This is a genomic window from Campylobacter coli (assembly GCF_009730395.1).
GTDB lineage: Bacteria > Campylobacterota > Campylobacteria > Campylobacterales > Campylobacteraceae > Campylobacter_D > Campylobacter_D coli.
This window is the reverse complement of record NZ_CP046317.1, coordinates 358,974-377,526: the sequence shown is the minus strand read 5'-3', so window position 1 is coordinate 377,526 and position 18,553 is coordinate 358,974. Positions and strand designations below refer to the sequence as shown.

Genomic DNA, 18,553 nt, shown 5'->3' with positions numbered 1-18,553 from the left:
TTTTCAAGGAGAATATAATGAAAAAATTATTAGTAGTTTCTGCTTTAGCATGTCTTGGCGTATCAGCTTTCGCCGCAGATGGAGCTACACTTTTTAAAAAATGTGCAGTATGCCACGGCGCAAAAGCAGATAAAGTTTATCTAAACAAAGTTCCAGCATTAAAAAGCATCTCTTCAGCTGAAAGACTTCAATATATGAAAGAATACTCAGAAGGTAAAAGAAATGCTTATGGACAAGGCGCTATCATGAAAATCAACCTTAAAGGTTTAACTGAAGAAGATTTCAAAGCTATCGAAGCTTATATCGAAACTTTATAATTTTAAGGCTTTCAAAATTTAGAAAGCCTTTATTTTCTCTTTTCTAAAGCTTCTTTTTTTCTTTTTTCTAATTCTATAGCATCGCGCAAAGCATCCTCATCATCATTTAGAGTAGTAAATTTATAATCATCATCAAATTGTTTAGTCCTTATCCCCCAAAGCAAGGTAGCCAGTATAATAAAAAAACCCAGTATTGAAACCCCTATCATCATCATGATTACACTATTCATTTTTTATCCTTAAAGCATTTAAAATCACCATTATACTACTAAAAGACATAGAAAGCGCTGCAATTAAAGGATTAATTAAACCTAAAAATGCCAAAGGTATGGTAAAAGCATTGTAAGCTAAAGAAAGGATTAAATTTTGCTTGATAATTTTATAAGTATCCTTAGAAAGCTTAATGGCGTATTTTAAAGAAAGCAAATCATTTTTTAAAAGCAAAATATCACTATTTTCAATCGCCAAATCACTCCCTTCTCGCAAAGATATTGCCACAGCAGCATATTTTAAAGCCAAGGCATCATTGACTCCATCGCCTACAAATAAAACTTTTTTCTTATGACTTAAATTTTCAATTGCTTGCATTTTATCTTGAGGCAAGCAGGAAGCATAAAAAGAAGTAATTCCTAATTCTTTGGCAATTTTTTCAACCGCTCTTTCATTATCTCCACTTAAAATCATCGTATCAATCTTAGCTTGTTTAAGATAAGATATAAGCTCTTTAGCACCTTCTCTTAATACGCTTGAAAATTCAAAATAAGCAAGAATTTCATTATCACGCGCAAAGATAAAATGAGAATTGTTAAATTCTTTTTTACATTTTATCCCATTATCTTCTAAAAATTTCGAACTTCCGCCCAAAAATAAAGTATTATCAAGACAAGCTTTAATGCCCTTTGCTTGAATATTGCTCAAACCCTTAAAATCCAAATTTAAAAGCTTTGCATTTTTATCTTGTAAAAACTGCGCTACACTTTTAGCAATAGGATGATTTGAAAGCGATACAAAGCTATAAAACTCATTTAAATTTAGCCTTTCATCTAAAAAAACTTCAGCTATTTTTAATTGGGTTTGAGTAAGAACTCCTGTTTTATCAAATACTGCTATATCGCATTTTGAAAGTTTTTCAACCACGCTTGAATCCTTAAACAAAATCGCCCTTTTTAAAGCCTGACCCAAAGCGATAAGATTGCTTACTGGAGTAGCTAGAGCAAGAGCGCAAGGACAAGCGATGATTAAAACAGAAATTGCATGAACAAGTGAAATTTCAACACTTTCTTTATGATAAAACAACCAAAACAAAAAGCAAAGCAAGGCAAGGGTTAAAATAGTACGAGAAAAATAAGCAGAAATTTGAGAAACCAAACTTTCAAGCCTAGCTTTTTTAGTACTAGCAAATTCTAAAAGTCTTATGATTTGATTTAATTTAGAATCCTTATAAAGCTTATTTGCTTCATATTCTATACTTCCATCTAGCACAATACAAGCTGAATTTACAATGCCACCTACACCTACAAAGCAAGGCTCATTTTCACCACTTAAAGAAGAAGTGTCGATACTTGCTTCACCCTTTTTGCAAATTCCATCTATGAGAATTTTATCCCCACTTTTAAGTAAAATTCTATCTCCGATATTGACCTTTTGAACATCTTTAGGCTCAAAATCTTTGCCATTAAAAACCAAAACTTCATTTTGTAAAAAATCATTTAAGCCATCTACTGTATCCAAAGCGCGTTTTTTGCTAAACATTTCAAGATACTTGCCTATAAAAACAAAACAAATAATCATAGCCACAGAATCAAAATACACCTCACCCACTCTAAAAAACATCGCCCATAAAGAATATCCATAAGCCAAGCTTGCTCCGCTTATAACCAAACTATCCATATTTAAACTACGCATTTTTAGGGCTTTAAAAGCGCTTTTATAAAAATTCGAACCCGTATAAAAAAGCACAGGAGAGCAAAGGATAAATTCAGCAAAATTTAAAATATCTTTAATATCTCTATCCATACCGCTAAAAAATCCCGCGTATTTTGCTACTGCTATCCACATGATATTCATCACACAAGCAATGGCAACTATGAGTTTAGAATAAAATTCGCGCTTGATCAAATCCGCCTTTTTGGAATTTTTAGACGGATCATAAGCACTGGCTTTGTATCCTATGCTTTCAATAAGATTTAAAATTTGTGCCAAAGAAACGCTTTGCTCATCAAAAACAATGCGTGCTTTATGCGAAAGGTGATTGATATCTAATTCCAAAATTCCTTCTTGTTTGGTTAAAACTCTCTCATTAAGCCAAACACAAGCAGAGCATTCTATACCGTGTATCATGAGATAAATTTCGCTAAAACCCTCTTTGGTTTTGGTGATAAACTCATCATAATTTTTGTTAGAAAATTCCAAGCTAACCGGCTTTAGTGCGTTATTGCCCAATCTTTCGTAAAATTCATCTAAGTCACTTTCATGTAAAATTTCCCAAACGCTCAAACAGCCCCTACAGCAAAAAAATTTACCCTTAGCTTCTATCATTTGAGATTTTTGATAATCTAGTCTACAATGTTCACATTTCATAATCATTCTTTAAAAAAATATTTTTTATAATTATAGACAAATTTGACAAAAAGTATATTTTTTTACTAAAATCACGGTTTTAATTTGCTACAAAATTACTGCTTTCTTGCGAGGACTTATGGAAAAAGAAAAAAAACAACATCAAAGAACCCACATTCCAGTGGAGGGTTATAAAATTGAAGACTTAAAACTACTTGACTTAGAAAACCTAGTTAAAATAGCTAATGAATGCGAGATAGAAAATCCTAGAGAATTTCGCCGTCAAGAACTCATTTTTGAAATTTTAAAAGCCCAAACCAAAAAGGGTGGTTTTATCCTTTTTACAGGAATTTTAGAAATTTCTTCAGAAGGTTATGGCTTTTTAAGGGGTATGGATTCAAATTTAAGCGATAGTGTCAATGATGCTTATGTTTCAAACTCACAAATTCGTAAATTTGCTCTACGCGTGGGCGATATAGTAACTGGACAAGTTAGAGAGCCTAAGGATCAGGAAAAATACTATGCTCTTTTGAAAATAGAAGCGATTAATTATTTGCCTTTGCAAGAAGCTAAAGAAAGACCTTTATTTGATAACTTAACTCCTATTTTTCCAACAGAAAAAATCAAACTCGAATACGATGCTATGAAATTAACTGGAAGAATTTTAGATCTTTTTACCCCTATAGGTAAAGGACAACGCGGACTCATCGTAGCACCGCCAAGAACGGGTAAAACAGAACTTATGAAAGAGCTAGCAAGTGCGATTGCTAAAAATCATCCTGAAATGCATTTAATCGTTCTTTTAGTCGATGAAAGACCTGAAGAGGTTACTGATATGCAAAGATGTGTAAAGGGTGAAGTGTTTAGCTCTACTTTTGATTTGCCTGCTTATAATCATGTTCGCGTGGCAGAACTAGTTATCGAAAAAGCAAAAAGAATGGTAGAAACAGGCAAAGATGTTATCATTTTGCTAGATAGTATCACAAGGCTTGCTAGAGCTTATAACACTGCAACTCCAAGCAGTGGAAAGGTACTAAGTGGTGGGGTGGATGCTAATGCACTTCATAAACCTAAACGCTTTTTTGGTGCAGCAAGAAATATAGAAAATGGCGGATCTTTGACCATAGTAGCAACTGCACTTATCGACACAGGTTCAAGAATGGATGATGTGATCTTTGAAGAATTTAAAGGAACGGGTAATAGCGAAATAGTCTTAGATAGAAATATTTCAGATAGAAGAATTTATCCTGCGATTAATATCATCAAATCTGGAACTCGAAAAGAAGAACTTTTACAAGGAGTGGCAGAACTACAAAAAATTTGGGCTATTCGTTCAGCGATTTCTCAAATGGATGATATCGAAGCGCTTAAATTTCTTTATTCAAAAATGTTAAAAACTAAAGACAATGTAGAACTTTTATCTATTATGAATGAGTAGAGATGCTTCAAGCCTTAGCGATTAAATACAGACCTAAAACCTTTGATGAACTCATAGGACAAAAAACAGTCAGCACAAGCTTAAAATATGCATTAAATCACAATCGCCTAGCTCATGCTTATCTCTTTTCAGGCTTACGCGGAAGCGGTAAAACTTCAAGTGCCAGAATTTTTTCTAGAGCTCTAGTTTGTGATAATGGCCCAAGTGATACTCCTTGTGGAACTTGCAAACAATGCCTTGCCGCACTTGAAGGTAAACATATAGACATCATAGAAATGGACGCCGCTAGCAATCGCGGGCTAGAAGACATACAAGCTCTTATTGAACAAACTAAATATACCCCTTCTATGGCAAGATTTAAAATCTTTATCATCGATGAAGTGCATATGCTAACACCTCAAGCTGCTAATGCACTTTTAAAAACACTAGAAGAACCTCCAAGCTATGTGAAATTTATCCTAGCGACCACCGATCCTTTGAAATTGCCCGCTACCGTGCTTTCAAGGACACAACATTTTCGCTTCAAACAAATTCCACAAAATGAAATTTTAAATCATTTAAAAGAAATTTTAAACAAGGAAAATGTCAAATTTGAAGAAGAAGCCTTGAAATTTGTCGCAAGAAGTGGAAATGGCTCTTTAAGAGATACTCTTACCTTGCTTGATCAAGCTATTATCTTTTGCCAAAATGATATAAGCACGAGTAAGATTACTGATATGTTGGGTTTTTTAGATCCTGCTAAAATCAAAGAATTTTACCATGCCATTTTAACCAAAAACAAGGATAGAGTTTTTGATTTTTTAGAAGAGCTTAAAGACTATGAAGCCTCAAGCGTGATCGATGAAATGCTTTTTTATCTAAAAGAAAGTTTTTTTGCAAAAAGCAGTGAATTTTCAACTCTCATTTATGAAAGGTTTTTCCGTATCCTAGCAAGAGCAAAAAATCTCATCTGTGATGATGATGGCTTTACGCTTTGTGTGATGGCTTTTATGATGATGGAAGCAAGTCATTTAAAAGAAATCGATACACAAATTAATGAAATTCAAAAAAACCTTACAAATACAAATTCTAATCTAGAAAAACAAGAGGTAAAAACCCCTATAGTATTAGAGATTCAAAAATCTTCAACGATTAAAAATGCATACGAAATTTTACTTGAAAAAATCTACGATAGAGATTATGAACTTGGAGAATGCTTTAAACAAAGCACTCAATTTGTAAGTTATGAAAATGAAATTTTAACTATTAGTTCAAACGCGCAAGGAAGTAACCGCGATAAGCTTAATAAGGGCTTTAAACTCATTCAAGAACTTTTTAGAAATCATTTTGGCTCTAATGCTAAAATTGTCGTGCAAAAAGCAATCATTATAGATGAGAGCAAATTACAATCCCTAACCCAAGAACTGCCTCAACAAAATAATGAAGCACAAGCTCCTAAAAAAATAGATCTTCACTCTTCTTTTAATGAGCTAAAACAAGGAGCAAAGAAATTTGATCCTCAAGAGGATACAAAAGAAGCTTTAAGAGAATATTTTGGCGAACCCAAAATAGAAAACTAAGTCTCTAAAGCTTAGACTTTTCTAAGTCTTAGAGAATTAAGCACTACACAAAGTGAGCTAAAACACATTGCAAGTGCTGCTAAATGAGGACTTAAAGTGATGAAAGGCACAAAGCCTGCGGCTATGGGAATACAAAGAATATTATAAAAAAACGCCCAAAAAAGATTGAGCTTAATAATATTTTTTGTCTTTTTAGCAAGCTTAAAACACCAAGAAATAAGCCTTAAATCATCTTTCATAAGTATAAAATCTCCAGCATTTTTAGCTAAATCACTTCCTTCTTTAAAACTCATACTCACACTTGCTAAATTTAAAGCAGCTGCATCATTAATCCCATCTCCTACAAAAAGTGAATTTTGCTTATGCTCTTTAATGATTTGCAATTTTTCTTCAGGCAACAATCCTGCCTTAAAATCAGCAATACCCAATAAATTTGTGACACTTTGTACGCTTTTTTCATTATCTCCACTTAAAATAATGCTTTGAATTTTTTGCTTTTTAAAATCCTCTATAAGCTCTTTAGCCCCTTCTTTTAAGGTATTTTTTAGAGTAAGCACCCCTAAGCACTCACCATTTTTAGCAAAATACACACAAATTAAAGCTTCTTCTTTTAAACTCTGTAAAAATTCATCTGCCTTTTCTAAATTTTTTACTCCACTCTCTTGCATAAATTTTAAATTTCCTAGCAAGTATTCTTCATTTTCTTCTATGTATTTTACACCCTTGCCTATAAAAATTTCACTACTTCCTTTTAGAATTTGAGCTTTTATCTTAGAAGCTTTAAAGATAGCCTTAGCGATAGGATGAGAACTTGAACTTTCGATTAAGGCTAGCATTTGAAAATCTTTAGCATTTAAATTGTGCCTAAAAAGTTCTAAATTATTTTGCGTTAAGGTGCCTGTTTTATCAAAAAAAGCTGTCTTGATTTTATTTAAATTTTCTAAAGCAGCAGGGTTTTTGATTAGGATAAAATTTTTCATCGCCGCACCTTGAGCGGTGATTAAAGCGATAGGAGTTGCAAGCCCTAAGGCGCAAGGGCAAGAGATTAAAAGGACTGCACAAGCGTGTAAAAAAGCTTCACTTACGCCTACTTTAAAACTCCAAAATACAAAAACTGCCAAGGCAAAAGCGATTATTGTGATGACAAAATATCTAGAAATTCTATCGACTGAATTTTCCAAAGGAGTTTTGACATTTCCTGCTTTAAAGACAAGATCTTTGATCTGTTCTAAAGTGCTATCCATAGCCTTTTTACTTGCTTTTATATGTAAATTTCCATTTAAAAGTATAGAGCCTGCCTTTATCTCATCATCAACTCTTACACTGCTAGGCAAAAATTCTCCGCTTAAAAAACTCGTATCAATCTCGGCCTTACCTTGGATCACTACCCCATCAACTGCTACGCTTTCACCCTCTCTTACTACTATAATATCTCCATTTTTAACAAAAGCACTTAAAATTTCATTAAGCTCCCCTGCTTCGTTTAAAATTTTAGCCTTTTTTATATCAATTTCATTGAGTCTTTTTTGATAATTCAAAGCCTTAAATTTAGCATTTGTCTCTAAAAATTTACCCAAAAGCACAAAACTTATAATCATGGCCGCACCGCTAAAATAAAGGTGCTTTTCATCTTCAAAAAGATTTAAATATATACAAAAAGAGTAAGCAAAGGCACTGATACAGCCTAAAGCGATTAAGGTATTCATATCTAAATTCCAATTTTTTAAACCCTTAATCGCATGAGAAAAAAAAGTCCTACCGCAATAAAAAATCACAAAAAAGCTTAGAAGCATTTGCATATTTTGACTTAAAAAACTTGTGTCAAACATTTCAAAATACATAATCAAAGCACTTAAAACTATGCTTAAAAGCAAATTTTTACGCAAGGAGATGAGTTCTTTTTTACGGTATTCTTCCAAATTTTGCTCATTTTCTAAAATCTCAAAGCCAAGACTTTGAATTTTTTCAATCACATCTTGACTCCTTGCCTCATCTTCGAGTAAAAATACCCCACTAGAATTCACATAAGAAACACTTGCATCACTCACTCCTTGTATTTTCTTACAAGCACGCTCTATGGCATTAGAGCAATTTACGCAAGTCATTTTGCCTATTTTTACACGAAATTCTTGCATTATTCAATCTTTTCTAAAACTTCAAAACCAAGTTCGCCAAGTTCTTTTTTAAATTCTTCTTCTCTCGAGCTATCTAAATTCAAACTTAGTGTGCGGGGATTTGCATCAAGATCTATTTTGATCTCTCCAAAAATATCTTCTAAAGAATTTTTAATCAAATTTGCACAATTTTGACAATTGATATTTGCGACTTTAAATTTCATTTTTACTCCTTAAAGGTTGAATGGTAATATGCCCTATTTCAAATCGGTGTAACAAATCATGCGACAAATCATAAGATAATTGTTCAAATTCTTTCAAATCATCGATATTAACTCGTAAATGCATAGAAGCTACTAACATTTTATTGGTAATTTGTGTGATATGCAAATCAATCACCTCTTCTACTTTAGAATTTAAAAGCAAAGCTTGTTTTACCTCTTCTATATCCACAGGAGAGGTTTCAAGTAAAATATTTACACTTTGCTTAAGAAGTGTTATAGCCCATCTTAAAAGTAAAAGCGATAAAATAATAGCTAAAATCGTATCTATATAAACTATACCGCTAAAATATACAGCAATACCACCTATAATCACTACCAAAGAGCCCAGCAAATCACTCATCATATGCAAAAAGGCTGATTTCATATTGACATTTTCTAAATTTGCGCCTCTAAACATCATAAAAGCATTTATAGCATTGACTAAAAAACCTAAAACAGCTACTATAATCATAGTTTTAGCATCGATACTGCTTGGATTTATAAGCTTTTCTATAGCTTCATAGATGATAAAAATCGCTGATAAAATGATAGTTAAAGCATTGATAAATGCGACCAAAATTTCTAAGCGAAAATAACCAAAAGTCTTTTGATGATCCTGCCATTTTTCTATAGCGATAATAGCTAAAAAACTAAGTGTTAGAGCAAAAACATCTGAAAACATATGCAAAGTATCACTTAAAAGCGCAAGAGAATTAGAAAGTAAAGAGTATATAAATTGAACCAGCATCATTGAAAAAGTCATCAAAAGAGAAATTTTCAATATTTTTTTATCCACACTCCTTGCATCAGCATGATGATGTTCATGAGAGTGATCTTCGTGGTTATGTTTAGATTTATTCACTAAGGGTTCGTGTAGTAAAAATTCATACATTTTATATCCTTTTTGCTTGATATTTTAAGATATTAAACTAAAAAGGATATAAAGATTTATATTTTTCATAAAAATTAAAAATCAAAAAGTTCGCCTAGCCAGCTTTCTCTTTTTTTCTTTTTGTAATAATGATCGTGGCTTTGATGACTATAAGAATGATCATTATATCTAGGCTCTTGTCTTGGAGCTTGGTTAAAACTTGCCGTATTAGGAGTGCTGCGTTCTATGATTTTATCAAGTTCTCCACGATCAAGCCAAACACCACGACACTTTGGACAATAATCAATCTCAACTCCGCTTCTATCGCTCATTACCAAATCAACATTACAAACAGGACACAACATGTATTTTTCCTTTTTTATAAAATTTTCAAAATTATAATAAGAAAGATTAAACAAAAATCAATGCTTTTTAGCATGCCTTGTCATCATAAAACTTTGCTCAAAGAATATAAGCAAGGTAACGCTTACCCCTATAGCCAAAGCCAAAGTTACCGAAAGTGTGGTAAAAAAATAATCAAAAAACTGCACCAAAAATTCAGACTTAGCCTTTAAATCATCACTGCGTATAAAAGAGATAAGATATAAAATAGCCTTATAAGCATAAATACCAGGTATCATAGGAATAAGCGCAGGAAAAGCAATAACCTCAGCAGGGGTTTTAATAATCTTAGCCAAAGCAATACCCAAACAACCCACGCAAAAAGAAGCTACAAAAGTTGCAATTGCCAAAGTTTCAAAATGAAAATATTCTATCAAGGTAAAGCGAAGTCCGTGAGCAATGGCCGCTAAGAGTGCAGATAAAATAAGAGTTTTTAAAGGAGGATTACAAGCATACGCGAAACCAAACCCAGCCATAGCAGCAAAAAACATATCTTTTAAGATAAATTCAATCATTGTAAAATCCCAAATTTTGAAATACTAAGAGTCATATAAATTCCAAGAGCAATACAGCAAATTAAAATAGCTACGCTGATAATACGACTTAAACCCATTAAAATATGATCTTTTAATATATCGATTATAGAATTGATAAAAAATACCCCCGGTATAAGATATAAGATACTAGAACCAAGTGCTGCATCAGAAGTATTTGTATAGCCCATATCTAAACCCAAAAATACAAACCAAGAAGAAACAAAAGAGCAAAGAATGTATTGAATTCTTAAATCTATTTTTATCTTAGTAAGGGCAAATCTTAAAAGCAGTCCTAAAAAAGTCGCAAAAAATACCAAAACCCCTGCGCCAAAATCCCCGCCAAAAAGTCTACAAAAACCTGAATTAGCTATAGAAACAAATAAAAGATTTAATACATAAGAATGTTTTTTTTGAATACTTATAGCATTAAAGGCTGATTTTGCTTTTTCAAGTTCGTATTTGTGATCGTATATGGCCCAACTTAAAGCACTTAATTCAAAAATAAGTTTAAAATTAATATGAGCATGATGATTAGGTATCACATAGGTTCTTTGTATGGAATTATCTTCAATATCTACAATATTTAAAGTGATATGGTGAAAAAAGAAATTAATATTGATCTCATATCCATAAACTTGAGCTATCCTGCCAACGCATTTAGCAACTCTAGCTGTGTAGGTTCCTGCGCTTAAAAGTGTTTTGGTATAGTCGATTAGAAAATTTGTTAAACTTTGAATATCAGGCTTTTGCATATTTATAATTTCTTTAAAATCAAATTTATATAATTATAACAAAATTTCAAAGCAAAGGAAATAAAATGTCAAAAATCGGTATTGTGGGTTTGGGTTTTGTGGGTGCAGCAAGTGCTTATAATATTGTTGTGCAAAATATTTGCTCCGAACTTTATTTATATGATATCAAGCAAGACTTAGCCTTAGCACACGCGAGAGATTTAGAAGATATGTCTGCGATTCATTCTTCTTATACGAGAATAATTCATGCTACAAATTTAGAACAACTAGCAAGTTGTGATATTATCATCCTAGCTTTCAGAAAAGAAAATTTAAAAGAATTATCCAGTCGTTTAGTTGAGCTTCAAAACAATATCACCGAGCTTAAGGATATTGTTTTGAGTTTAAAACATGCAAATTTTAAGGGTAAATATATCGTTGCTACAAATCCAAATGATACGATTACTTATTATACTCAAATTCTAAGCTCTTTACCTAAAAACCATGTTTTTGGAAGTGGAACCAATCTTGATAGCTCTAGACTTAAAAAAATTCTAGCCAAAGATTTAGATCTTAATCCTAAAGATATCACCGCTTATATGATAGGAGAGCATGGGGATTCGCAATTTGCCGCCCTTTCTACGGCTAGTGTTTTAGGGCAAAATTTACTAACATTTTGCGATAAGATGGGTAAAAAATTAGATATAGAAAATATCGAAAAAGCAGTTGTTGATGAGGGGTATTTTATCTATAAACGCAAAGGAAGAACCGAATTTGGCATAGGAACTTCTTGTGCAAATTTAGCTAAAGCTGTTTTAGAAGATAGAAAAAGCTTGTATCCTGTAAGTGTGGTTTTTGATGATTTAGCATTTTCATTGCCTGCTATCATAGGAAAAAATGGGGTAGAAAAAATCTTTGAACTAGATTTTAACGAAAGAGAAAAAATCAAGCTAGAAAATTCAAAACTGCAAATTAAAAATGCTATACAAAGTGTGAGCGATAAAATTTAAGCCTTTTTAGCAAAAGGCTTTTTTATTTTTATATAAATTAAACTTGCCAAAACTATAAAAATAATTATAACAATAAGAATTTGAGTCAGATAAGCTTTAATCAATTCTTCATTTTCTCCTATATAATAACCCAAAAATGCGAGTATACTTACCCAAATAGCACTACCTAGTGCAGTAAAAAGCACAAAATTAACAAGTTTCATTTTAACCAAACCCGCAGGCATGGAAATATACTGACGAATTCCTGGCAAAAGCCTACAAGTAAAAGTGGAAAATTCTCCGTGTTTATTAAAAAATTCTTCAAATTTGGCAAATTTAGCTTCATTGATACCAAAATATTTACCCCATCTAAGTACAAATTTTTTACCCCAAAAAAAGCAAATATAATAATTAATCAAAGCTCCTAAAACAGAGCCTAAAACTCCACTTAATATACAAAAAACTATATCAAGCTCGCCCTTATGCGCTAAATATCCTGCTGGAATCATCACAACTTCACTTGGAAAAGGTATAAAACAACTTTCTAAAGTCATTAAAATAATAATGCCTAAATATCCCCAATCACTAGCAGTTTCGATAATAAAATGAATGATTTCTTGCATATTAGCCTTATAGAAGAAAAATTTCCAAAATTGTAACTTAAAAAAATAAACAAATTAAAGCAAGTATTTAAAATCATACTTTCTAACTAAGATTTATACAGAAGCTATCTTAGCTAGTCTAGTAAAAGACCAGCTTTAGTAGGCAAGATAAAAATTAATGTAAATTAGATTTTATCACAGATTTTAATATCGATGATTTTATCACCTTGACGAATAGAATCTAGCACTTCCAAACTTTCTTCATCTTTTGGATCAATTTGCCCAAAAACAGTATGAACTCCATCTAAATGAGCTTGAGGGCTGTGACAAATAAAAAATTGAGAGCCACCCGTATCGCGTCCTGCGTGTGCCATAGATAAGGTTCCACGCTCATGTTTATGTTCTTGATCATCACATTCGCAAATGATTTCATATCCAGGCCCACCTACACCATTGCCGTGTGGACAACCTCCCTGTATGACAAAATTTGGGATCACACGATGAAAATTTAAATCTTTATAAAATCCCTCATTAGCCAAAGTAGCAAAATTACAAACCGTTTGCGGAGCCTCATCGCCAAAAAGTTTTAATTTCATTGTGCCTTTTTCAGTTTCTATAAGAGCAAATTTGTATTCATTTACTTTGCTTGTGTCGATTGTTTTTATCATTATTTCTCCTTAATCTATATTTGTATAAACAGCTTGAACATCATCATCATCTTCTAACTTATCTAAAAGTTTTTCTATATCGCTAAGCTGTTCTTCGCTAAAGCTTACAGGATTGTTTGGTATATACTCAAGTCCTGCTTTTTTAAGAACTAAACCCTTAGTCTCTATAGCAGAACTTAGCTCACCAAAGGCAGTATAATCACCGCTAATTACTAACTCTTCTTCATTTTGTTCTAATTCTTCAAGCCCTGCATCGATCAAATCAAGTTCTAATTCTTCTAAATCTCCTGCAAATTTTTCAAGATGAAAAACCGCTTTTCTAGTAAACATAAAGCCTAAAGATCCATTTTGTAAAACTTCTCCACCATTTTTGCTAAAAATGGCTTTAACATTAGCCACGGTGCGCGTAGGGTTATCGCTCATACATTCAACTATAACCAAAGCTCCATGTGCAGCTTTTCCTTCATAATGAATGTTTTTAATATCTGCGCTATCTTTTCCACTCGCACGCTTAATAGCCGCATCTATATTATCTTTTGGCATATTATTTGCTTTTGCTGTGGCTATAGCACTTCTTAATTTTGGATTCATATCAGGATCAGTGCCACCTTCTTTAGCAGCTACTTGTATGGCTTTAGCAAGCTTAGGAAAAAGCTTACTCATTTTATCCCATCTAGCCTCTTTAGAAGCTCTTCGGTATTCAAACGCTCGTCCCATAAATTCTCACTTTCTTTAAAGATTTTTAAACTTAAAAGTATAAACTAAAAAGGCTAATTAAAGCTTTAAATGGTATGATTTTACCATTTATTTTTAGGGAGAAGCTTTTTGAATATCGCAAAAAAAGAACTTTTTGTTGCTTGGTTTTTCTTGATTGCTGCTATTGTATTTGAAGTTTTAGGCACTAGTTTTTTAAAAATGGAAAATCAAATTTTAGGCTATATATTTATGGCTTTATTTATAGCTTTTTCTTATTTTTTTATGGGCAAGGCGATTAAAAAAATTCAAGTAGGCATAGCCTATGCTGTATGGGAACTTTTAGGGATTATTCTTATACTTTTAGTTTCTTTTATAGTTTTTAAAGAGAGTTTAACCTTAACTCAAATTCTAGGCATTATTCTTTCTATCGTTGGAATTATCATGATTAATATAGGCGAGGTTAAAGAATAATGTATATTTTTATTATTGTTCTATCGGCATTGTTAGATATCGTAGCAAATTTATTGCTAAAAAAATCAGATGGTTTTAAGAATAAAATTTGGGGCTTAGCTGCGATTGTCAATGCTATACTTGCTTTTTTTCTACTTTCTTTTTCTTTAAAATATGTTCCTTTAAGCATAGCTTACTCAACTTGGGGTGCTATAGGCATCATAGGAACTTGTCTTGGTGGATGGATTTTATATAAAGAAAAATTAAACAAAATAGGAATTTTAGGTATCATTATCGTGATAATAGCAGTATTTTTGCTAAATTATTAAAACAGCAAAATGCTGTTTTAATGTTCCATTTTGTTTTTTGCTTCAATACCCATTAAAGAAAATGCGGTTTTAATACTAAGAGCAACCAAAGAAAATAATTTAAGCAAATCATTTTCATTTGCAGAGCCTACAACTTTATTTTCATTGTAGAATTTATGAAAATTTGCAGCTAAATTTTTAAGATAATCAGGAATTTTTTGCAAAGCTCTAGCCTCAAAAGCATCGTTTAAAACAGCCTTTAAATTCAAAGCTTCAAAAAGCAAATTTACGCCATCTTGATTTAAACTTTGTAAATCAGCTTTCATTACATCATCGATTTTTTTACCAGCTTTAGCAAACACTTGATGAATTCTAGCGTGTGCATAGTTGATATAATACACAGGATTAGAACTATCTTCTTTTTGCAAATCACTGATATCAAATTCCAAATGCGTATCGCATTTTTTGCTCAAAAAGATATAACGCAAAGCATCACTTCCTATCTCATCAACCACATCGCTCATCAAGATAAAATTTCCTGCTCTTTTACTCATTTTATAAGGTTCTCCATCTTTAAGTAGGGAAACCATTTGTGCTAAAATAATCTCAAGATTATTAGAGTCAAATCCCAAAAATTCCATCGCAGCTTTCATTCTAGGGATATAACCATGATGATCTGCTCCCCAAATATTAATACACTTTCCATAACCACGACTCATTTTATCTTTATGATAAACAATATCTGCTGCCAAATAAGTCCCGCGTCCATCTTCACGGATAATTACCCTATCTTTTTCATCGCCTTTTTGCGAAGAAGCAAGCCAAATTTTACCTTCTTGCTCGTAAATTCCTTTATGCTCTTTTAAAGATTCTAAAGTTGCATTTAAAGCATCATAATACGATCTTTCGCTTACATAGCTGTCAATTTTAATCTTTGCTTGTTCTAAATTTTGTTTAATCAAAACAAGCATTTTATCTTTTGCCCAATCAGCCAAACTAGGGATATTTTCTTCGCTAAAAAATTCTTTACCAAATTTTTCAAAAGCTTCTTTTGCTAAATCCGCTATATACTCGCCTTTGTAATATTGCTCTGGATATTCAACATTTTCATGAAGTATATTTTCTTTCACACTTAGTAAAATAGAAAGCCCTAGTAAATAAATTTGATTACCCGCATCATTGACATAGTATTCTGTATTAAATTTATAGCCCAAATGTCTTGCAAGTCTTGTTAAGGTATCACCAAAAACCGCACCTCTTGCATGCCCTATATGTAAAGGGCCTGTAGGATTAGCACTGACATATTCAAGCAAAAAACTTTCAGTTTTATCCTCTCCTTTGGAAAATTCATTTGGATTTTGTAAGGCTTTATTTGCAAGCTCATTTAAAAAGGTTTTTGATAATCTAAAATTCAAATATCCATTGAGTGCTTCAACCTTATCAAAATAGCTATGTTCTTGAAATTTAGCAGCTAGTTCATTTGCTATAGAAATAGGCGATTTTCTTAATTCTTTAGCTAAAGAAAAAGCCAAAGGGGTAGCAAAATGAGCTAGATTTTTATCCTTTGGATTTTCAAGTGCAAAATCGCACTCTAAAATTTTTTTAATTTCATTAAAAATAATATTTTTCAAAAACTAAGCCTTAAGATTTTTTTACTTCATCTATATTTGCATCAGTATTTGCATGATTGGTTGTATTTTGCTTTTCTTCGATTTTATGCGCATTTTTTGCTGCTTCATCCTCATTGCTCATTTCATCTTTAAAAGTCTTAATACCCTTACCCAAGCCTTTTGCAAGCTCTGGTATCTTTTTGGCTCCAAAAAGTAATACAACAATTAATAAAATAATTAACCAATGACTTGGACTTGACCAACCACCCATTTTATTCTCCTTTGTTCCAAATATTTTGAATTTGCTCTAGATTTTGCCCTTTAGTCTTAAACTTATGGGCAATTAAAATTGCTCTTAATGCTTCGTAACTTTCCTCTAGCTTATCGTTAATGATAAAATAATCATACTCATTAAGCTCTTTCATTTCATCACTTGCATTTTGCAATCTCTTCTCTAGTTGCAATATTGTATCAGTATTTCGCTTAATAAGTCTTTTTTTTAATTCATCTTTATTTTTTGTAGTGATAAAAACAGAAATGATTTTTTCAGCCATTTTCTTTTTGACTATCTTAAAACCTTGTACATCTATATCAAAAACAACTATTTTTCCATCATTTAAAGCATTTTGTGTATGCTCAAGCGAAGTGCCGTAAAAATTTTCATGCACTTTAGCCCACTCTAAAAACTGCTCTTTATCTATACCTTGCTGAAATTCATCATGCGTGATAAAATAATAATCCACTCCATGTTGCTCACCTTCTCTTGGTAAGCGTGTTGTCGAAGAAATAGAAAAATAAAGCTCTTCTTGAAATTCATCAAAAAGCTTTTTTAAAAGAGTGGATTTTCCAGCTCCACTTGGCCCTGAAACCAACAATATAAAAGCACTCAATTTTTATCCTCATTAAAACTAATGCTAATATTTATATTCATATTCATACCCTTAAGTGCTGCTTTTAAGGTATCATCTTTAATGCTTGAAGTGATAGCCCCTGCTATACTTTGGCTTAATTCATTAACAATTTCTTCACCTGCTTCACTTGCTAGTTGATCTTCTTTGATTTTTAATTTCTCGCTTTTGTTATCCTCTAAAGTAGATATTTCTTCGCCTAAAGCTTCTTGTATATCGCTTTCTTTTAAACTATCAAAATCATTGATTTGTAATTTTGGAACAACGATTTCCTCATCATTATTTGGCAAATCTTTATCGTCTAAAATAGGCTCTTCTTTAAAATCCTCTAAAACCTTAATACTATCATCGCTATCAATATCGTATTCAAGCTCATCAAGTTGTGCTAACTCTTCTTTGATTTGATCTTGAGTGCTTAAGCTACTCATTTCTTCAAAATCATCATGTTCATTTAAATTTTCTTGATCTTCTACAACAGGCAAGAAATCCTCTACAGCTTCATCCTCTTCTTTTCTTTGACCTAAAAATTCAGCATCTTCTGGAATATCATCAAAATCGATTTTTCTTTCTTGCTCTTCAACGATAGGAAAATCATCTGTAATAAAATCTTGCAACTGAGTTTTACTAGGCTCCTCTGCATCTTCTAGTACTTCCGGTTGAGCTTCTTCTGCATCTAAATTATTATTTACAATTGCCTCTTGAGCTTCAGAGTTTTCATTATCTTGCACTAAGTCACCATTTAAATTATCAACTTGATCTTCAAGTTCTTGAGTATCTTCTATTTTATCTTGTTCATCTTGGTTTGCATCTTGTTCTTGTGTATCTTGCTCTTGAATTTCAAATTCTTCTTCATTTTCTTCGCTAGTTTTGTCATTTAAAATATCATCTTGAAATGCTACTTCCAAAGCTTGCTCATCTTCATTTTTTTCCTCTATATGATTAGCTGTGGTTTGTTCTGACGCATCATTCTCTTCTTGATCTTCATCAAGACTTAAATCATCTAAATTTAATTCTTTATCGGTATTTTCACTAGCAATTTCTTTCTGGTTTGTTTCTTCTTCCATGTCATATAAAGCTAAAGATTCTAAATTTTCTTCCATAGAAAGCTCATTTTCTTGCGTATCTTCAGTATTTTCATCAGGCAAGTCATCTAAATTTAAACCATCTAAATCTAAACTGATATTAGCGTAAGGATTTTCAGCTTCTTCGATTGGCAAAATAATGTCATCTGCGATTTTAAGATTTTCTTGATTGAGTAAATTTAAAAAGTCTGTAGGTAAAAATGGTTTATGCAAAATTAAGGCATCAATATCCACACTTTGATTACGCGGCGCTAAAAAAATTAATTTATCGCATTTTTCTTTAAGAATTTTCAAAGGAGCAGGTGTATCACTGTCGACTATAATCACATCATAATGACCTAAATTTTCATCATAGGCATTAATTTCCTCAAAATCATAAGACATTTTTTTTGCACTCAAGCTTATAAGTCTTGATACAACAGGGTTTTCATTCAAAAGTAAAATTTTCAT

Annotated in this window: 21 protein-coding genes; 6 read left to right on the top strand and 15 right to left on the bottom strand. The window is 32.0% G+C overall.

Annotation, left to right across the window (positions count from 1 at the left end; translation table 11 throughout):
* Positions 1–17 precede the first annotated feature (17 nt).
* Complete coding sequence (locus FOC43_RS01875) at positions 18–317, top strand: c-type cytochrome (RefSeq protein ID WP_002777238.1); 300 nt, start codon at positions 18–20, stop codon at positions 315–317.
* 29 nt (positions 318–346) lie between these two features.
* Here the strand turns inward: FOC43_RS01875 and FOC43_RS01870 are convergent, their stop codons facing one another.
* Positions 347–547, bottom strand: coding sequence for a cbb3-type cytochrome oxidase assembly protein (locus FOC43_RS01870; protein WP_002777240.1), 201 nt, complete (start codon positions 545–547; stop codon positions 347–349).
* Positions 540–2,903, bottom strand: coding sequence for a heavy metal translocating P-type ATPase (locus tag FOC43_RS01865; RefSeq protein ID WP_004283865.1), 2,364 nt, complete (start codon positions 2,901–2,903; stop codon positions 540–542). Before FOC43_RS01865 ends, FOC43_RS01870 begins: the two co-directional genes overlap by 8 nt.
* Before the next feature lie 112 nt (positions 2,904–3,015).
* Between FOC43_RS01865 and rho the strand changes: the two genes are divergently transcribed.
* Together rho and FOC43_RS01855 are read left to right on the top strand one after the other, a co-directional pair.
* The gene (gene rho / locus FOC43_RS01860; RefSeq protein WP_002780613.1) at positions 3,016–4,314 is read left to right on the top strand and encodes a transcription termination factor Rho; all 1,299 of its coding nucleotides are present in this window, start codon (positions 3,016–3,018) and stop codon (positions 4,312–4,314) included.
* Positions 4,315–4,316: 2 nt separating this feature from the next.
* A complete protein-coding gene (locus FOC43_RS01855; RefSeq protein ID WP_004283862.1) occupies positions 4,317–5,873 on the top strand; it encodes a DNA polymerase III subunit gamma/tau in 1,557 nt (518 codons plus the stop codon).
* Positions 5,874–5,884: 11 nt separating this feature from the next.
* On the opposite strand, the gene FOC43_RS01850 is transcribed toward FOC43_RS01855, so the two are convergent.
* The 6 genes from FOC43_RS01850 to FOC43_RS01825 form a co-directional block, all read right to left on the bottom strand.
* Positions 5,885–8,008, bottom strand: coding sequence for a heavy metal translocating P-type ATPase (locus FOC43_RS01850; RefSeq protein WP_004283860.1), 2,124 nt, complete (start codon positions 8,006–8,008; stop codon positions 5,885–5,887).
* Positions 8,008–8,211, bottom strand: coding sequence for a heavy-metal-associated domain-containing protein (locus FOC43_RS01845; RefSeq protein WP_002777252.1), 204 nt, complete (start codon positions 8,209–8,211; stop codon positions 8,008–8,010). Before FOC43_RS01845 ends, FOC43_RS01850 begins: the two co-directional genes overlap by 1 nt.
* Complete coding sequence (gene czcD / locus FOC43_RS01840; protein WP_002822511.1) at positions 8,201–9,142, bottom strand: CDF family cation-efflux transporter CzcD; 942 nt, start codon at positions 9,140–9,142, stop codon at positions 8,201–8,203. The genes FOC43_RS01845 and czcD overlap by 11 nt, the downstream gene beginning before the upstream one ends.
* A 74-nt stretch (positions 9,143–9,216) precedes the next feature.
* The gene (locus tag FOC43_RS01835; RefSeq protein WP_002777256.1) at positions 9,217–9,486 is read right to left on the bottom strand and encodes a TFIIB-type zinc ribbon-containing protein; all 270 of its coding nucleotides are present in this window, start codon (positions 9,484–9,486) and stop codon (positions 9,217–9,219) included.
* A 57-nt stretch (positions 9,487–9,543) separates the two neighbouring features.
* Complete coding sequence (locus FOC43_RS01830; protein ID WP_002780608.1) at positions 9,544–10,038, bottom strand: threonine/serine exporter family protein; 495 nt, start codon at positions 10,036–10,038, stop codon at positions 9,544–9,546.
* Positions 10,035–10,811, bottom strand: coding sequence for a threonine/serine exporter family protein (locus tag FOC43_RS01825; protein ID WP_002780607.1), 777 nt, complete (start codon positions 10,809–10,811; stop codon positions 10,035–10,037). The genes FOC43_RS01830 and FOC43_RS01825 overlap by 4 nt, the downstream gene beginning before the upstream one ends.
* A 65-nt stretch (positions 10,812–10,876) precedes the next feature.
* Here FOC43_RS01825 and FOC43_RS01820 point away from each other — a divergent pair, with 65 nt between their 5' ends.
* On the top strand, positions 10,877–11,800 hold the full coding sequence (locus tag FOC43_RS01820; RefSeq protein WP_002777262.1) for a lactate/malate family dehydrogenase: 924 nt from the start codon (positions 10,877–10,879) through the stop codon (positions 11,798–11,800).
* On the opposite strand, the gene FOC43_RS01815 is transcribed toward FOC43_RS01820, so the two are convergent.
* From FOC43_RS01815 to FOC43_RS01805, 3 genes are all read right to left on the bottom strand, one after another.
* Positions 11,797–12,402 carry a DedA family protein gene (locus FOC43_RS01815; RefSeq protein WP_002777264.1) on the bottom strand — a complete coding sequence of 202 codons (606 nt, stop codon included), beginning with the start codon at positions 12,400–12,402 and terminating at the stop codon, positions 11,797–11,799. The two genes, FOC43_RS01820 and FOC43_RS01815, sit on opposite strands and share 4 nt — an antisense overlap.
* A 164-nt stretch (positions 12,403–12,566) precedes the next feature.
* Positions 12,567–13,049: a peptidylprolyl isomerase gene (locus FOC43_RS01810; RefSeq protein ID WP_002777266.1), complete on the bottom strand. Its 483-nt coding sequence runs from the start codon at positions 13,047–13,049 to the stop codon at positions 12,567–12,569.
* Between the two features lie 9 nt (positions 13,050–13,058).
* On the bottom strand, positions 13,059–13,766 hold the full coding sequence (locus tag FOC43_RS01805; protein ID WP_002787769.1) for a YebC/PmpR family DNA-binding transcriptional regulator: 708 nt from the start codon (positions 13,764–13,766) through the stop codon (positions 13,059–13,061).
* A gap of 108 nt (positions 13,767–13,874) precedes the next feature.
* Between FOC43_RS01805 and FOC43_RS01800 the strand changes: the two genes are divergently transcribed.
* Positions 13,875–14,216, top strand: a complete 342-nt coding sequence (locus FOC43_RS01800; protein WP_002783013.1) for a DMT family transporter — start codon at positions 13,875–13,877, stop codon at positions 14,214–14,216.
* Positions 14,216–14,524 (top strand): DMT family transporter, encoded by a 309-nt coding sequence (locus FOC43_RS01795; protein ID WP_002777309.1) that lies wholly within the window; start codon positions 14,216–14,218, stop codon positions 14,522–14,524. The genes FOC43_RS01800 and FOC43_RS01795 overlap by 1 nt, the downstream gene beginning before the upstream one ends.
* 17 nt (positions 14,525–14,541) lie before the next feature.
* Here FOC43_RS01795 and argS read toward each other — a convergent pair whose 3' ends face one another.
* From argS to FOC43_RS01775, 4 genes are read right to left on the bottom strand one after another with little or no spacing between them, the layout of a single operon-like run.
* Positions 14,542–16,134, bottom strand: coding sequence for an arginine--tRNA ligase (gene argS / locus FOC43_RS01790; RefSeq protein ID WP_004283831.1), 1,593 nt, complete (start codon positions 16,132–16,134; stop codon positions 14,542–14,544).
* A gap of 10 nt (positions 16,135–16,144) precedes the next feature.
* Positions 16,145–16,384 carry a Sec-independent protein translocase subunit TatA/TatB gene (locus tag FOC43_RS01785; RefSeq protein ID WP_002777313.1) on the bottom strand — a complete coding sequence of 80 codons (240 nt, stop codon included), beginning with the start codon at positions 16,382–16,384 and terminating at the stop codon, positions 16,145–16,147.
* A 1-nt stretch (position 16,385) separates the two neighbouring features.
* Positions 16,386–17,003 (bottom strand): guanylate kinase, encoded by a 618-nt coding sequence (gmk, locus tag FOC43_RS01780; RefSeq protein WP_002777315.1) that lies wholly within the window; start codon positions 17,001–17,003, stop codon positions 16,386–16,388.
* Entirely contained in the window at positions 17,000–18,553 is a 1,554-nt protein-coding gene (locus FOC43_RS01775; protein ID WP_002787778.1) for a hypothetical protein, read from the bottom strand. Before FOC43_RS01775 ends, gmk begins: the two co-directional genes overlap by 4 nt.

Coding starts and splice junctions, on each gene's coding strand:
- FOC43_RS01795 (WP_002777309.1), top strand. CDS start 14,216: ATGTATATTTTTATTATTGTTCTATCGGCATTGTTAGATATCGTAGCA.
- FOC43_RS01830 (WP_002780608.1), bottom strand. CDS start 10,038: ATGATTGAATTTATCTTAAAAGATATGTTTTTTGCTGCTATGGCTGGG.
- FOC43_RS01825 (WP_002780607.1), bottom strand. CDS start 10,811: ATGCAAAAGCCTGATATTCAAAGTTTAACAAATTTTCTAATCGACTAT.
- FOC43_RS01820 (WP_002777262.1), top strand. CDS start 10,877: ATGTCAAAAATCGGTATTGTGGGTTTGGGTTTTGTGGGTGCAGCAAGT.
- FOC43_RS01875 (WP_002777238.1), top strand. CDS start 18: ATGAAAAAATTATTAGTAGTTTCTGCTTTAGCATGTCTTGGCGTATCA.
- FOC43_RS01810 (WP_002777266.1), bottom strand. CDS start 13,049: ATGATAAAAACAATCGACACAAGCAAAGTAAATGAATACAAATTTGCT.
- FOC43_RS01785 (WP_002777313.1), bottom strand. CDS start 16,384: ATGGGTGGTTGGTCAAGTCCAAGTCATTGGTTAATTATTTTATTAATT.
- czcD (WP_002822511.1), bottom strand. CDS start 9,142: ATGTATGAATTTTTACTACACGAACCCTTAGTGAATAAATCTAAACAT.
- FOC43_RS01835 (WP_002777256.1), bottom strand. CDS start 9,486: ATGTTGTGTCCTGTTTGTAATGTTGATTTGGTAATGAGCGATAGAAGC.
- FOC43_RS01775 (WP_002787778.1), bottom strand. CDS start 18,553: ATGAAAATTTTACTTTTGAATGAAAACCCTGTTGTATCAAGACTTATA.
- FOC43_RS01845 (WP_002777252.1), bottom strand. CDS start 8,211: ATGAAATTTAAAGTCGCAAATATCAATTGTCAAAATTGTGCAAATTTG.
- FOC43_RS01805 (WP_002787769.1), bottom strand. CDS start 13,766: ATGGGACGAGCGTTTGAATACCGAAGAGCTTCTAAAGAGGCTAGATGG.
- FOC43_RS01865 (WP_004283865.1), bottom strand. CDS start 2,903: ATGATTATGAAATGTGAACATTGTAGACTAGATTATCAAAAATCTCAA.
- FOC43_RS01850 (WP_004283860.1), bottom strand. CDS start 8,008: ATGCAAGAATTTCGTGTAAAAATAGGCAAAATGACTTGCGTAAATTGC.
- FOC43_RS01870 (WP_002777240.1), bottom strand. CDS start 547: ATGAATAGTGTAATCATGATGATGATAGGGGTTTCAATACTGGGTTTT.
- FOC43_RS01815 (WP_002777264.1), bottom strand. CDS start 12,402: ATGCAAGAAATCATTCATTTTATTATCGAAACTGCTAGTGATTGGGGA.
- FOC43_RS01855 (WP_004283862.1), top strand. CDS start 4,317: ATGCTTCAAGCCTTAGCGATTAAATACAGACCTAAAACCTTTGATGAA.
- rho (WP_002780613.1), top strand. CDS start 3,016: ATGGAAAAAGAAAAAAAACAACATCAAAGAACCCACATTCCAGTGGAG.